8 protein-coding genes, 2 tRNA genes and 3 rRNA genes are annotated in these 15,855 nt (G+C 46.9%); 12 read left to right on the top strand and 1 reads right to left on the bottom strand.

What is annotated here, in order from left to right; translation table 11 throughout:
• Nucleotides 1–411: 411 nt before the first annotated feature.
• From dnaA to rrf, 12 genes are all read left to right on the top strand, one after another.
• Nucleotides 412–1,752 (top strand): chromosomal replication initiator protein DnaA, encoded by a 1,341-nt coding sequence (gene dnaA, locus BAMF_RS20225; protein ID WP_013350722.1) that lies wholly within the window; start codon nucleotides 412–414, stop codon nucleotides 1,750–1,752.
• A 185-nt stretch (nucleotides 1,753–1,937) separates the two neighbouring features.
• The gene (dnaN, locus tag BAMF_RS20230; protein ID WP_013350723.1) at nucleotides 1,938–3,074 is read left to right on the top strand and encodes a DNA polymerase III subunit beta; all 1,137 of its coding nucleotides are present in this window, start codon (nucleotides 1,938–1,940) and stop codon (nucleotides 3,072–3,074) included.
• A gap of 139 nt (nucleotides 3,075–3,213) precedes the next feature.
• Nucleotides 3,214–3,429 carry a ribosome maturation protein RlbA gene (gene rlbA, locus BAMF_RS20235; RefSeq protein ID WP_004392910.1) on the top strand — a complete coding sequence of 72 codons (216 nt, stop codon included), beginning with the start codon at nucleotides 3,214–3,216 and terminating at the stop codon, nucleotides 3,427–3,429.
• A gap of 15 nt (nucleotides 3,430–3,444) precedes the next feature.
• A complete protein-coding gene (gene recF, locus BAMF_RS20240; RefSeq protein ID WP_013350724.1) occupies nucleotides 3,445–4,557 on the top strand; it encodes a DNA replication/repair protein RecF in 1,113 nt (370 codons plus the stop codon).
• 17 nt (nucleotides 4,558–4,574) lie between these two features.
• A complete protein-coding gene (gene remB, locus BAMF_RS20245) occupies nucleotides 4,575–4,820 on the top strand; it encodes an extracellular matrix regulator RemB (RefSeq protein ID WP_004392908.1) in 246 nt (81 codons plus the stop codon).
• A gap of 56 nt (nucleotides 4,821–4,876) precedes the next feature.
• Nucleotides 4,877–6,793, top strand: coding sequence for a DNA topoisomerase (ATP-hydrolyzing) subunit B (gene gyrB, locus BAMF_RS20250; protein ID WP_014469589.1), 1,917 nt, complete (start codon nucleotides 4,877–4,879; stop codon nucleotides 6,791–6,793).
• 216 nt (nucleotides 6,794–7,009) lie between these two features.
• Nucleotides 7,010–9,469 (top strand): DNA gyrase subunit A, encoded by a 2,460-nt coding sequence (gene gyrA, locus BAMF_RS20255; RefSeq protein ID WP_013350726.1) that lies wholly within the window; start codon nucleotides 7,010–7,012, stop codon nucleotides 9,467–9,469.
• 296 nt (nucleotides 9,470–9,765) lie between these two features.
• Nucleotides 9,766–11,315 (top strand): 16S ribosomal RNA (locus tag BAMF_RS20260).
• A 100-nt stretch (nucleotides 11,316–11,415) separates the two neighbouring features.
• Nucleotides 11,416–11,492, top strand: a tRNA-Ile gene (locus BAMF_RS20265).
• A gap of 14 nt (nucleotides 11,493–11,506) precedes the next feature.
• Nucleotides 11,507–11,582 (top strand) — tRNA-Ala (locus BAMF_RS20270).
• A gap of 81 nt (nucleotides 11,583–11,663) precedes the next feature.
• Nucleotides 11,664–14,593, top strand: a 23S ribosomal RNA gene (locus BAMF_RS20275).
• Nucleotides 14,594–14,644: 51 nt separating this feature from the next.
• Nucleotides 14,645–14,760, top strand: a 5S ribosomal RNA gene (gene rrf, locus BAMF_RS20280).
• Together the 16S, 23S and 5S rRNA genes with 2 tRNA genes alongside form the textbook arrangement of a ribosomal RNA operon.
• Before the next feature lie 46 nt (nucleotides 14,761–14,806).
• Here rrf and BAMF_RS20285 read toward each other — a convergent pair.
• Nucleotides 14,807–15,757: a YaaC family protein gene (locus BAMF_RS20285; protein ID WP_013350727.1), complete on the bottom strand. Its 951-nt coding sequence runs from the start codon at nucleotides 15,755–15,757 to the stop codon at nucleotides 14,807–14,809.
• Nucleotides 15,758–15,855: the final 98 nt, after the last annotated feature.

Genomic DNA, 15,855 nt, shown 5'->3' on the forward strand with positions numbered 1-15,855 from the left:
AATTTTTTGGTCGTTTTTTAATATCCACAATCGTTATCGACAACATTTTCACATTGCTAACCCCTGTGGACAAAGATTTTTCAACAAGTTGTCAGGTTTGTGGATAAGATTACGAGAACCGTTGCAAGTCCTCGCTTAATTTGATATTATATTTGTGTTTTAACTCTTAATTACTTATCCAGCCTATTCTCTTTATCCACAAAGTGTGGATAAGTTGTGGATTGTTTCTACACAGCTTGTGTAGATTGTTGTCCACAACTTGTGGAATTTGTCGAAAAGCTATTTTTCTACTATACTATATGTTTTCAACATTTCGTGTGTACGAATGGTCAGAGCCATATGCTCTTTTTTTGTGTTCTATAACAGGGAAAGATCGCTGATTTTAAAAGAAAAGGAGGGCTGTGCCGGATAATGGAGAATATATTGGATCTTTGGAATCAAGCCTTAGCTCAAATTGAGAAAAAGCTAAGCAAACCGAGCTTCGAAACTTGGATGAAGTCGACGAAAGCCCATTCGCTGCAAGGAGATACCTTAACCATCACCGCTCCCAATGAATTTGCCAGAGACTGGCTGGAGTCCAGGTACTTACACCTCATTGCAGATACCATATATGAATTAACCGGGGAAGAATTGAGCGTCAAATTTGTCATTCCTCAAAATCAGGATGAAGAAAACTTTATGCCGAAACCTCAAGTGAAAAAAGCGGCAAAAGAGGAACCGTCTGATTTTCCCCAAAGCATGCTCAACCCGAAATATACATTCGACACATTTGTCATCGGATCGGGAAACCGATTCGCCCATGCAGCATCACTGGCTGTGGCGGAAGCACCCGCTAAAGCGTACAACCCTTTATTTATTTACGGGGGGGTCGGCTTAGGAAAAACCCACTTAATGCACGCAATCGGCCATTATGTCATTGATCATAATCCTTCAGCCAAAGTGGTGTACCTGTCTTCTGAAAAATTCACAAATGAATTCATCAACTCAATCCGCGACAATAAAGCCGTTGATTTTCGCAACCGCTACCGGAATGTTGATGTACTTTTGATAGATGATATTCAATTTTTAGCCGGAAAAGAACAAACACAGGAAGAGTTTTTCCATACATTCAACACGCTTCACGAAGAAAGCAAACAAATCGTGATCTCAAGCGACAGACCGCCAAAAGAGATTCCGACCCTTGAAGACCGGCTGCGTTCGCGGTTCGAATGGGGACTGATTACGGACATCACCCCGCCGGATCTGGAAACGCGGATTGCCATCCTGAGAAAGAAAGCGAAGGCGGAAGGCCTTGATATTCCGAATGAAGTCATGCTTTACATCGCGAATCAGATTGACAGCAACATCCGCGAACTGGAAGGGGCACTAATCCGGGTTGTTGCCTATTCATCTTTAATCAATAAAGACATTAATGCGGATCTGGCTGCTGAAGCATTGAAAGATATTATTCCGTCTTCAAAGCCGAAGGTCATTACGATAAAAGAGATTCAGCGGATTGTCGGACAGCAGTTCAACATTAAGCTTGAAGATTTCAAAGCGAAAAAGCGTACAAAATCCGTCGCGTTTCCAAGACAGATTGCGATGTATCTTTCCAGAGAAATGACGGATTCTTCTTTGCCCAAAATCGGGGAAGAATTTGGCGGGAGAGACCATACAACCGTCATTCACGCTCATGAAAAGATTTCAAAACTGCTGATTGATGACGAGCAGCTTCAGCAGCAGGTGAAAGAAATAAAAGAACAGCTTAAATAATAGAGCCCTCGGATGAATCGGGGAAAGTGTGAATAACTTTTCTATAGCCATGCACAGTCTGTCCACATGTGGATAGGCTGTGTTTCCTGTCTTTTTCACAACTTATCCACAAATCCACAGGCCCTACTATTACTACTGCTATTTTTTAAAATATATTAATTATATTATCCGTTAGGAGGATAAACATGAAATTTACGATTCAAAAAGATCGTTTAGTCGAAAGTGTACAAGACGTTCTAAAAGCTGTTTCATCCAGAACAACAATTCCCATTCTTACCGGTATTAAGATCGTAGCCTCAGATGAAGGAGTATCATTTACAGGAAGCGACTCTGATATTTCAATCGAGTCATTCATTCCAAAAGAAGAAGATGATAAGGAAATCGTGACGATCGATCAGCCGGGAAGTATCGTGCTGCAAGCCCGTTTCTTCAGTGAAATCGTTAAAAAACTTCCGATGGCGACTGTTGAAATCGAAGTTCAAAATCAATATTTAACGATTATCCGCTTCGGAAAAGCCGAATTTAATTTAAACGGCCTTGATGCAGATGAATATCCTCATCTTCCGCAAATCGAAGAGCATCATGCCATTCAGATTCCGACGGACCTTTTGAAAAACCTAATCCGTCAAACCGTGTTCGCTGTGTCCGCCTCAGAAACACGCCCTATCTTGACAGGTGTAAACTGGAAAGTGGAAAACGGTGAATTATTATGCACTGCCACGGATAGCCATCGACTCGCTTTAAGAAAGGCGAAGCTTGATATTCCGGAAGACAGCTCTTATAACGTCGTCATCCCCGGAAAAAGCTTAACCGAGCTGAGCAAAATTCTTGATGACAGCCAAGAACTGGTAGATATCGTTATTACAGAAACGCAAGTTCTGTTTAAAGCGAAAAACGTATTGTTCTTCTCAAGGCTGCTTGACGGAAATTATCCGGACACGACCAGCTTAATTCCGCAGGAAAGCAAAACAGAAATCGTCGTGAACACGAAGGAATTTTTACAGGCGATAGACCGTGCTTCTTTATTGGCGAGAGAAGGCCGCAACAACGTTGTAAAGCTTTCTGCCAAACCGGCAGACTCGCTTGAGATTTCATCAAACTCTCCGGAAATCGGGAAAGTAGTCGAAGCTGTGCTGGCTGACCAGATTGACGGCGAGGAATTAAATATTTCATTCAGTCCAAAATATATGATGGACGCACTGAAAGTACTTGAAGGAGCGGACATCCGTATCAGCTTTACGGGAGCGATGAGACCGTTTCTTATCCGTACGCCGAATGATGAAACCATCGTTCAGCTCATCCTTCCGGTCAGAACGTATTAAACAAACAGAATGTGCTGCCGGCTAATGTTCGGCAGCTTTTCTGTTCATCAGCCGCTCCCTCAAGCAAGTTTTCCCTTTCCTTATTTCAGGATTTTTTAGTACAATTAGATATTAGTGATATTTGAAAGAGGTCGATATTATGGCAAATCCGATTTCGATTGATACAGAAATGATTACGCTTGGCCAGTTTTTAAAATTAGCCGATGTGATTCAGTCCGGCGGCATGGCCAAATGGTTTCTGAGCGAGCATGAGGTGACTGTCAACAATGAACCTGACAATCGCCGCGGCAGAAAACTTTATGTTGGAGACGTGGTCGCGATTGAAGGATTTGGTTCATTTCAAGTCGTCAATTAAAGCGGGTGACAGCGGTTGTATATCCAAAATTTAGAATTAACATCCTACCGTAATTATGAGCGCGCTGAGCTTCAATTCGAAAACAAGGTGAATGTGATCATCGGGGAAAATGCCCAAGGCAAAACCAATCTGATGGAAGCCATCTATGTTCTTTCGATGGCAAAATCGCACCGCACCTCAAATGATAAAGAACTTATACGGTGGGACGAAGACTATGCTAAAATAGAAGGAAGAGTGATGAAGCGCAACGGGGACATCCCGATGCAGCTGGTCATCTCCAAAAAAGGTAAAAAGGGCAAAGTCAATCATATAGAGCAGCAAAAACTCAGTCAGTATGTCGGAGCGCTGAACACCATTATGTTTGCCCCCGAGGACTTAAATCTCGTTAAAGGCAGCCCTCAGGTGAGGAGGAGATTTCTTGATATGGAGATCGGGCAGGTATCTGCCGTTTATCTGTATGATTTATCTCTTTATCAAAAAATCCTTTCCCAGCGGAATCATTTTCTGAAACAGCTGCAAAGCCGGAAACAGACTGACCGGACCATGCTTGACGTTCTCACTGATCAGCTGATTGAAGCAGCCGCGAAAGTTGTCGCCAAACGTCTGCAGTTTACGGCACAGCTTGAAAAATGGGCGCAGCCGATCCATTCCGGCATTTCCCGGGGACTTGAGGAACTGACGCTTAAGTATCACACGGCGCTTGATGTATCAGATCCCAAAGATTTGTCGAAAATAGGTAACAGCTACCAGGAGTCTTTTTCGAAATTAAAAGAAAAAGAAATAGAACGAGGCGTCACATTATTCGGGCCGCATCGGGATGATGTCCTTTTTTATGTGAACGGACGCGATGTGCAGACTTACGGTTCGCAGGGACAGCAGCGTACGACGGCTTTGTCTTTGAAGCTGGCCGAAATAGATTTAATTCATGAAGAAATCGGAGAATATCCCATTTTACTTTTGGATGATGTACTAAGCGAGCTGGATGATTACCGCCAGTCCCATTTGCTTCATACAATCCAAGGCCGTGTGCAGACATTTGTCACCACGACGAGTGTGGATGGCATTGACCACGAAACCTTACATCAAGCAGGAATGTTCCGTGTGGAAAACGGTGCGTTAGTGAAGTGAAGAAATGAGGTGAGCGATTGTATATTCATTTAGGTGACGACTTTGTCGTTTCAACACGCGATATCGTCGGCATTTTTGACTGCAAGGTCAATGTATCGCCGATCGTTGAAGAATTTCTGGACAGACAGAAAGAAAAAGTAGTGCCGTCCGTAAATGGCACACCAAAGTCTATCGTAGTCACGACTGAGAATATATATTACTCTCCCTTATCTTCCGGCACACTGAAGAAACGTGCGCAATTTATGTTAGAAATAGATTCTTAGCGGATCTTTACAATGAATATATCGTTTAAGAAAAGTGTAGGTGAATGTGCATGGCTATGGAACAGCAGCAAAATAGTTATGATGAGAATCAGATACAGGTATTAGAAGGTTTGGAAGCTGTTCGAAAGAGACCGGGGATGTACATCGGATCAACTAACAGCAAAGGCCTTCACCATTTGGTATGGGAAATCGTCGACAACAGTATTGACGAAGCCCTGGCCGGTTATTGTACAGATATTAACATCGAGATTGAAAAAGATAACAGCATTACCGTTAAAGACAACGGGCGCGGAATTCCGGTCGGTATCCAAGAGAAAATGGGCCGTCCTGCGGTTGAAGTCATCATGACCGTTCTTCACGCAGGCGGAAAATTTGACGGAAGCGGATATAAAGTATCCGGCGGTCTTCACGGTGTTGGGGCGTCTGTCGTAAACGCCTTATCGACCACTCTTGACGTTACGGTTCATCGTGACGGGAAAATCCATTATCAGGCGTATGAACGCGGTGTACCGGTGGCCGATCTTGAAGTGATCGGTGACACTGATAAGACCGGAACGATTACGCACTTCGTTCCCGATCCGGAAATTTTCAAAGAAACAACCGTATACGACTATGATCTGCTTTCAAACCGTGTCCGAGAATTGGCCTTCCTGACAAAGGGCGTCAACATCACGATTGAAGACAAACGTGAAGGACAAGAACGGAAAAACGAGTACCACTACGAAGGCGGAATCAAAAGCTACGTTGAGTACTTAAACCGTTCCAAAGAAGTCATTCATGAAGAGCCGATTTATATCGAAGGCGAGAAAGACGGCATAACGGTTGAAGTTGCATTGCAATACAACGACAGCTATACAAGCAACATTTATTCTTTCACGAATAACATCAACACATACGAAGGCGGCACGCACGAAGCCGGATTTAAAACCGGTTTGACCCGTGTCATAAACGACTATGCAAGAAGAAAAGGGATTTTCAAAGAAAATGATCCGAATCTGAGCGGTGATGATGTGAGAGAAGGGCTGACTGCCATCATTTCAATTAAGCACCCTGATCCGCAATTCGAAGGGCAGACGAAAACGAAGCTCGGCAACTCTGAAGCGAGAACGATTACTGATACGCTGTTTTCTTCCGCACTGGAAACATTCCTTCTTGAAAATCCGGACTCAGCCCGTAAAATCGTTGAAAAGGGCTTAATGGCCGCAAGAGCGCGGATGGCGGCGAAAAAAGCGCGGGAATTGACCCGGCGTAAAAGCGCACTTGAGATTTCCAATTTGCCGGGTAAACTGGCGGACTGTTCTTCTAAAGATCCGAGCATTTCCGAGCTGTATATCGTAGAGGGTGACTCTGCGGGCGGATCAGCGAAACAGGGACGGGACCGTCATTTCCAAGCCATTCTGCCGCTGCGGGGTAAGATTCTGAACGTTGAGAAAGCAAGACTTGATAAGATTCTCTCAAACAATGAGGTCAGATCAATGATTACGGCTCTCGGGACAGGAATCGGAGAAGACTTTAATCTTGAAAAAGCGCGTTATCATAAAGTGGTTATCATGACGGATGCCGATGTTGACGGCGCCCACATCAGAACGCTTTTATTAACGTTCTTCTACAGATACATGCGGGAGATTATTGAAAACGGCTATGTCTACATTGCTCAGCCGCCGCTTTACAAAGTGCAGCAGGGAAAACGGGTGGAATACGCTTATAACGATAAGCAGCTTGATGAGCTTTTAAAAGAGCTTCCGCAATCACCCAAGCCCGGCCTCCAGCGTTATAAAGGTCTCGGGGAAATGAACGCGACTCAGCTATGGGAAACGACAATGGACCCGGCGACCAGAACGCTTCTGCAGGTCAATCTTGAAGATGCGATGGACGCTGACGAGACTTTTGAAATGCTGATGGGTGACAAAGTAGAACCGCGCAGAAACTTCATAGAAGCAAACGCCAGATACGTGAAAAACCTTGATATTTAACCATGAAAGCCTTATTTTCGTTAAGAAATAAGGCTTTTTTCTCAAAGCTGCTTCAAACAGTCTCTGAAAACCCGCAAAACCCGTATATTCTACTAAATTAATGTGTATAAACACAAGTTTATTGATATAATGGAGAATAGTGAAATCGTATTGAAGATCATAATGGACAATCTACTCCCACATTATTTCATGTGATACTTCAGGGAGGTTTTTTTAATGAGTGAACAAAACACACCACAAGTACGTGAAGTCAATATCAGTCAGGAAATGCGGACATCCTTCCTGGACTACGCAATGAGCGTTATCGTATCCCGGGCGCTTCCGGATGTGCGTGACGGTCTGAAGCCGGTTCACAGACGGATTTTATACGCAATGAATGATTTAGGCATGACCAGTGACAAGCCATATAAAAAATCTGCCCGTATCGTCGGTGAAGTTATCGGTAAGTACCACCCGCACGGTGATTCAGCGGTTTACGAATCAATGGTCAGAATGGCGCAGGATTTTAACTACCGCTACATGCTTGTTGACGGACACGGCAACTTCGGTTCGGTAGACGGCGACTCAGCGGCTGCGATGCGTTATACAGAAGCGAGAATGTCAAAAATCGCAATGGAAATTCTGCGTGACATTACGAAAGACACGATTGACTATCAAGACAACTATGACGGTTCAGAAAGAGAACCAGCCGTCATGCCTTCAAGATTTCCGAATCTGCTCGTGAACGGGGCTGCCGGTATTGCGGTCGGAATGGCGACAAACATTCCTCCGCATCAGCTTGGGGAAGTCATTGACGGCGTGCTTGCCGTAAGTGAAAATCCAGAGATTACAATCCAAGAGCTGATGGAATACATCCCGGGACCGGATTTTCCGACGGCCGGCCAGATTTTAGGCCGGAGCGGCATCCGTAAGGCATATGAATCCGGACGGGGATCCATTACGATCCGGGCTAAGGCTGAAATCGAACAGACATCATCAGGAAAAGAAAGAATTATTGTCACGGAACTTCCTTATCAGGTGAACAAGGCGAGATTAATTGAAAAAATCGCAGATCTTGTCCGGGACAAAAAAATCGAAGGAATTACCGATCTGCGTGACGAATCCGACCGTAACGGAATGAGAGTCGTCATTGAGCTCCGCCGTGACGCCAATGCTCACGTCATTTTGAATAACCTGTACAAACAAACGGCTCTGCAGACGTCTTTCGGAATCAACCTGCTGGCGCTCGTTGACGGACAGCCGAAGGTACTGAGCCTGAAACAATGTCTGGAGCATTATCTTGATCACCAGAAGGTTGTCATCCGACGCAGAACGGCTTACGAACTTCGTAAAGCTGAAGCGAGAGCTCACATCCTGGAAGGGTTAAGAATTGCTCTTGATCATTTAGACGCGGTGATTTCTCTCATCCGTAATTCTCAGACGGCTGAAATTGCCAGAACGGGTTTAATCGAACAATTCTCACTGACTGAAAAACAAGCGCAAGCCATTCTGGATATGCGTCTTCAGCGATTAACCGGTCTGGAGCGCGAAAAGATTGAAGAAGAATATCAATCACTTGTTGCGCTTATCGCCGAGCTGAAAGATATTTTAGCCAATGAAGAAAGAGTGCTCGAAATCATCCGTGAAGAACTCAATGAAATCAAAGAGCGGTTCAATGATGAGAGACGCACTGAAATCGTGACGTCCGGTCTTGAAACAATTGAAGATGAAGATCTCATCGAGAGAGAAAACATCGTCATCACGCTGACCCATAACGGCTATGTTAAACGCCTCCCAGCGTCCACATACCGCAGTCAAAAACGAGGCGGAAAAGGCGTACAGGGAATGGGTACGAATGAAGATGACTTCGTGGAACACTTAATTTCTACATCAACGCACGATACGATTCTGTTCTTCTCTAATAAAGGGAAGGTATACCGTTCTAAAGGGTATGAAATCCCTGAATACGGCCGTACGGCAAAAGGTATTCCGATTATTAACCTTCTAGAGGTTGAAAAAGGCGAATGGATTAATGCCATTATTCCGGTCAGCACATTTGATGAGGAGCTTTACCTCTTCTTTACGACAAAACAAGGGGTATCGAAACGTACGGCACTGTCCCAGTTTGCGAATATACGGAATAACGGGCTGATCGCTCTGGGTCTTCGGGAAGACGATGAACTGATGGCCGTCCGCTTGACTGACGGCAAGAAACAAATCATCATCGGAACGAAGAACGGTTTGCTGATCCGTTTCCCGGAAGAAGATGTAAGACAAATGGGACGCACAGCTGCAGGTGTTAAAGGCATCACGCTGACAGACGATGATGTCGTTGTAGGCATGGAGATTCTCGAAGAAGACTCCCATGTCCTCATAGTGACAGAAAACGGCTACGGCAAACGTACACCGGCTTCAGAATACAGAGTCCAAAGCCGGGGCGGAAAAGGTCTTAAAACATGTAAAATTACTGACAGTAACGGTCCGCTAGTAACAGTTAAAGCCACAAGAGGCGAAGAAGACTTAATGATCATTACGGCAAGCGGCGTGTTAATCAGAATGGATATTAATGATATCTCCACTACGGGACGCGTAACACAAGGCGTCCGTCTGATCCGCATGTCTGATCAAGAGCACGTGGCCACTGTTGCGCTCGTGGAAAAGAATGAAGAAGAGCCGGAAGAAACCGAAGAAGTATAAACGAAAAAGCGCAGCTGTAACAGGCTGCGCTTTTACTATATAAAGAAATAAAAAAGCTTTGACACATAGCGATGATGCTGATATAATTCTTTTTGTTGTCTTTTTAATAGAAAGGCAAGCCTAGCGAAAATATTTTTTGAAAAAGTATTGACCTAGCAAACTGAAAATGTTATGATTAATAGGTCGCTTCGAGAGGAGCAACAAAGTTCTTTGAAAACTAAACAAGACAAAACGTACCTGTTAATTCAAAGTTTTAAATAAATCGCACAGCGATGTGCGTAGTCAGTCAAACTACTTTATCGGAGAGTTTGATCCTGGCTCAGGACGAACGCTGGCGGCGTGCCTAATACATGCAAGTCGAGCGGACAGATGGGAGCTTGCTCTCTGATGTTAGCGGCGGACGGGTGAGTAACACGTGGGTAACCTGCCTGTAAGACTGGGATAACTCCGGGAAACCGGGGCTAATACCGGATGCTTGTTTGAACCGCATGGTTCAGACATAAAAGGTGGCTTCGGCTACCACTTACAGATGGACCCGCGGCGCATTAGCTAGTTGGTGAGGTAACGGCTCACCAAGGCGACGATGCGTAGCCGACCTGAGAGGGTGATCGGCCACACTGGGACTGAGACACGGCCCAGACTCCTACGGGAGGCAGCAGTAGGGAATCTTCCGCAATGGACGAAAGTCTGACGGAGCAACGCCGCGTGAGTGATGAAGGTTTTCGGATCGTAAAGCTCTGTTGTTAGGGAAGAACAAGTGCCGTTCAAATAGGGCGGCACCTTGACGGTACCTAACCAGAAAGCCACGGCTAACTACGTGCCAGCAGCCGCGGTAATACGTAGGTGGCAAGCGTTGTCCGGAATTATTGGGCGTAAAGGGCTCGCAGGCGGTTTCTTAAGTCTGATGTGAAAGCCCCCGGCTCAACCGGGGAGGGTCATTGGAAACTGGGGAACTTGAGTGCAGAAGAGGAGAGTGGAATTCCACGTGTAGCGGTGAAATGCGTAGAGATGTGGAGGAACACCAGTGGCGAAGGCGACTCTCTGGTCTGTAACTGACGCTGAGGAGCGAAAGCGTGGGGAGCGAACAGGATTAGATACCCTGGTAGTCCACGCCGTAAACGATGAGTGCTAAGTGTTAGGGGGTTTCCGCCCCTTAGTGCTGCAGCTAACGCATTAAGCACTCCGCCTGGGGAGTACGGTCGCAAGACTGAAACTCAAAGGAATTGACGGGGGCCCGCACAAGCGGTGGAGCATGTGGTTTAATTCGAAGCAACGCGAAGAACCTTACCAGGTCTTGACATCCTCTGACAATCCTAGAGATAGGACGTCCCCTTCGGGGGCAGAGTGACAGGCGGTGCATGGTTGTCGTCAGCTCGTGTCGTGAGATGTTGGGTTAAGTCCCGCAACGAGCGCAACCCTTGATCTTAGTTGCCAGCATTCAGTTGGGCACTCTAAGGTGACTGCCGGTGACAAACCGGAGGAAGGTGGGGATGACGTCAAATCATCATGCCCCTTATGACCTGGGCTACACACGTGCTACAATGGGCAGAACAAAGGGCAGCGAAACCGCGAGGTTAAGCCAATCCCACAAATCTGTTCTCAGTTCGGATCGCAGTCTGCAACTCGACTGCGTGAAGCTGGAATCGCTAGTAATCGCGGATCAGCATGCCGCGGTGAATACGTTCCCGGGCCTTGTACACACCGCCCGTCACACCACGAGAGTTTGTAACACCCGAAGTCGGTGAGGTAACCTTTTTGGAGCCAGCCGCCGAAGGTGGGACAGATGATTGGGGTGAAGTCGTAACAAGGTAGCCGTATCGGAAGGTGCGGCTGGATCACCTCCTTTCTAAGGATTTTAACGGAATATAAGACCTTGGGTCTTATAAACAGAACGTTCCCTGTCTTGTTTAGTTTTGAAGGAACTTTGATTCTTTCATATGGTAGATGGGCCTGTAGCTCAGCTGGTTAGAGCGCACGCCTGATAAGCGTGAGGTCGGTGGTTCGAGTCCACTCAGGCCCACCATCTTTACCCAATACGGGGCCTTAGCTCAGCTGGGAGAGCGCCTGCTTTGCACGCAGGAGGTCAGCGGTTCGATCCCGCTAGGCTCCACCAACGTGTTCTTTGAAAACTAGATAACAGAAGTAATTCACATTCAATTGTAATGCAAGATATCACGTAGTGATTCTTTTTAACGGTTAAGTTAGAAAGGGCGCACGGTGGATGCCTTGGCACTAGGAGCCGATGAAGGACGGGACGAACACCGATATGCTTCGGGGAGCTGTAAGCAAGCTTTGATCCGGAGATTTCCGAATGGGGAAACCCACCACTCGTAATGGAGTGGTATCCATATCTGAATACATAGGATATGAGAAGGCAGACCCGGGGAACTGAAACATCTAAGTACCCGGAGGAAGAGAAAGCAAATGCGATTCCCTGAGTAGCGGCGAGCGAAACGGGACCAGCCCAAACCAAGAGGCTTGCCTCTTGGGGTTGTAGGACACTCTGTACGGAGTTACAAAGGAACGAGGTAGATGAAGAGGTCTGGAAAGGCCCGCCATAGGAGGTAACAGCCCTGTAGTCAAAACTTCGTTCTCTCCTGAGTGGATCCTGAGTACGGCGGAACACGTGAAATTCCGTCGGAATCCGGGAGGACCATCTCCCAAGGCTAAATACTCCCTAGTGACCGATAGTGAACCAGTACCGTGAGGGAAAGGTGAAAAGCACCCCGGAAGGGGAGTGAAAGAGATCCTGAAACCGTGTGCCTACAAGTAGTCAGAGCCCGTTAACGGGTGATGACGTGCCTTTTGTAGAATGAACCGGCGAGTTACGATCCCGTGCAAGGTTAAGCAGAAGATGCGGAGCCGCAGCGAAAGCGAGTCTGAATAGGGCGAATTGAGTACGTGGTCGTAGACCCGAAACCAGGTGATCTACCCATGTCCAGGGTGAAGTTCAGGTAACACTGAATGGAGGCCCGAACCCACGCACGTTGAAAAGTGCGGGGATGAGGTGTGGGTAGGGGTGAAATGCCAATCGAACCTGGAGATAGCTGGTTCTCTCCGAAATAGCTTTAGGGCTAGCCTCAAGGTAAGAGTCTCGGAGGTAGAGCACTGATTGGACTAGGGGCCCCTACCGGGTTACCGAATTCAGTCAAACTCCGAATGCCGATGACTTATCCTTGGGAGTCAGACTGCGAGTGATAAGATCCGTAGTCGAAAGGGAAACAGCCCAGACCGCCAGCTAAGGTCCCAAAGTATACGTTAAGTGGAAAAGGATGTGGAGTTGCTTAGACAACCAGGATGTTGGCTTAGAAGCAGCCACCATTTAAAGAGTGCGTAATAGCTCACTGGTCGAGTGACTCTGCGCCGAAAATGTACCGGGGCTAAACGTATCACCGAAGCTGCGGACTGTTCTTCGAACAGTGGTAGGAGAGCGTTCTAAGGGCTGTGAAGCAAGACCGGAAGGACTTGTGGAGCGCTTAGAAGTGAGAATGCCGGTATGAGTAGCGAAAGAGGGGTGAGAATCCCCTCCACCGAATGCCTAAGGTTTCCTGAGGAAGGCTCGTCCGCTCAGGGTTAGTCGGGACCTAAGCCGAGGCCGAAAGGCGTAGGCGATGGATAACAGGTTGATATTCCTGTACCACCTCCTCACCATTTGAGCAATGGGGGGACGCAGGAGGATAGGGTAAGCGCGGTATTGGATATCCGCGTCCAAGCAGTTAGGCTGGGAAATAGGCAAATCCGTTTCCCGTGAAGGCTGAGCTGTGATGGCGAGCGAATTATAGTAGCGAAGTTCCTGATTCCACACTGCCAAGAAAAGCCTCTAGCGAGGTGAGAGGTGCCCGTACCGCAAACCGACACAGGTAGGCGAGGAGAGAATCCTAAGGTGATCGAGAGAACTCTCGTTAAGGAACTCGGCAAAATGACCCCGTAACTTCGGGAGAAGGGGTGCTCTGTTAGGGTGCAAGCCCGAGAGAGCCGCAGTGAATAGGCCCAGGCGACTGTTTAGCAAAAACACAGGTCTCTGCGAAGCCGTAAGGCGAAGTATAGGGGCTGACGCCTGCCCGGTGCTGGAAGGTTAAGAGGAGCGCTTAGCGTAAGCGAAGGTGCGAATTGAAGCCCCAGTAAACGGCGGCCGTAACTATAACGGTCCTAAGGTAGCGAAATTCCTTGTCGGGTAAGTTCCGACCCGCACGAAAGGCGCAACGATCTGGGCACTGTCTCAACGAGAGACTCGGTGAAATTATAGTACCTGTGAAGATGCAGGTTACCCGCGACAGGACGGAAAGACCCCGTGGAGCTTTACTGCAGCCTGATATTGAATGTTGGTACAGCTTGTACAGGATAGGTAGGAGCCTTGGAAACCGGAGCGCCAGCTTCGGTGGAGGCATCGGTGGGATACTACCCTGGCTGTATTGACCTTCTAACCCGCCGCCCTTATCGGGCGGGGAGACAGTGTCAGGTGGGCAGTTTGACTGGGGCGGTCGCCTCCTAAAAGGTAACGGAGGCGCCCAAAGGTTCCCTCAGAATGGTTGGAAATCATTCGCAGAGTGTAAAGGCACAAGGGAGCTTGACTGCGAGACCTACAAGTCGAGCAGGGACGAAAGTCGGGCTTAGTGATCCGGTGGTTCCGCATGGAAGGGCCATCGCTCAACGGATAAAAGCTACCCCGGGGATAACAGGCTTATCTCCCCCAAGAGTCCACATCGACGGGGAGGTTTGGCACCTCGATGTCGGCTCATCGCATCCTGGGGCTGTAGTCGGTCCCAAGGGTTGGGCTGTTCGCCCATTAAAGCGGTACGCGAGCTGGGTTCAGAACGTCGTGAGACAGTTCGGTCCCTATCCGTCGCGGGCGCAGGAAATTTGAGAGGATCTGTCCTTAGTACGAGAGGACCGGGATGGACGCACCGCTGGTGTACCAGTTGTTCTGCCAAGGGCATCGCTGGGTAGCTATGTGCGGACGGGATAAGTGCTGAAAGCATCTAAGCATGAAGCCCCCCTCAAGATGAGATTTCCCATTCCGCAAGGAAGTAAGATCCCTGAAAGATGATCAGGTTGATAGGTCTGAGGTGGAAGTGTGGCGACACATGGAGCTGACAGATACTAATCGATCGAGGACTTAACCTAATTTGAATGTATGCTTCCTGTTATCTAGTTTTGAGAGAACACTCTCAATGGTTTGGTGGCGATAGCGAAGAGGTCACACCCGTTCCCATGCCGAACACGGAAGTTAAGCTCTTCAGCGCCGATGGTAGTCGGGGGTTTCCCCCTGTGAGAGTAGGACGCCGCCAAGCTATTTTAACGGTAAAGGCAGCTCATCATGAGCTGCCTTTTTTGTGTTTATAAGTATTGCTTCAGAAAATTAGAAGCGTAGTAAGGAAATTTGCGTTCCGTGACCTCTAAAAACCGCCGGATCATTACATAATCATCGCTGACATGCTGCGTCAGCAGTTCATACCACCACTCCGTTTCATATCTCGCAATCATTCCGACATTGTACAGGACCAAATAATGAATAATCATTTCCGGAAGATGCAGGAAGTGATCGCGCTGAGAGGGAATATAATATTGATTATTCTCTAAGTGAAACAATAAATTTGGTGAAGACCAAGGTTCCCTGTCTATCGGAGCGGCCTCAAAAACCAAATTCTTATGGTCTTTCCTGACAAAAGACCAATTCAAGTGATGACTGATGTATTCTGCAAAGCGGGTGTCAGACATATTGTAATGAATCACCGCATGTTCAGGCACTGAAATAAGGTTATCTTTCAGCTCTACTTTGGTCAGCCAATTCTTTTTCTCTTGGAAATGGAATACAGCATGCAATTCAGGAATGGCTGTCAGCAATTTTTTCATTGTATACCGTTCTTCCTCAAGACCGGCTATTCCGAATAAGTGTTTCATCACATGAATACATAAACCATTGCGCTGCACCTTCACTTCATCATCCCTAAAAGAGTAATTTTGCTTTTTGCGTTTTCGGGCAGTCACGCCATGTGCGAGTACTGAAGCGTGGCTTGGATAGCTTGGATCTGTGGTCAGAAGACAGGCTTTCAGCAATTGTGACATCCCGTAAAACAACAGAATAGGCTTAATTTCTAAAGGAGAAAGGGATGCCTGCTTATAAAAGGACTCGGCGTGTTTGATGAAGAATATGAAGCGCTCACTGTTTTTAAACGCATACCGTTTTGGTTCTTCCATTCCTCTTTCTGTATAGACTTTATTTAGAAATTTCTGGGAAGATTCTACAGAATAAAATAATGATAACTCTTTCCATTCAAGGTCTCTCATATGTATTTTTAAACCCTTTCCTTTATCTAAATATTTCAACTCTTTTTCGCTTCCTTGACATGCCGTTTTCTAGTTGATAATCTACATATAATATTTTG

It is taken from the genome of Bacillus amyloliquefaciens DSM 7 = ATCC 23350, assembly GCF_000196735.1.
Lineage (GTDB): Bacteria > Bacillota > Bacilli > Bacillales > Bacillaceae > Bacillus > Bacillus amyloliquefaciens.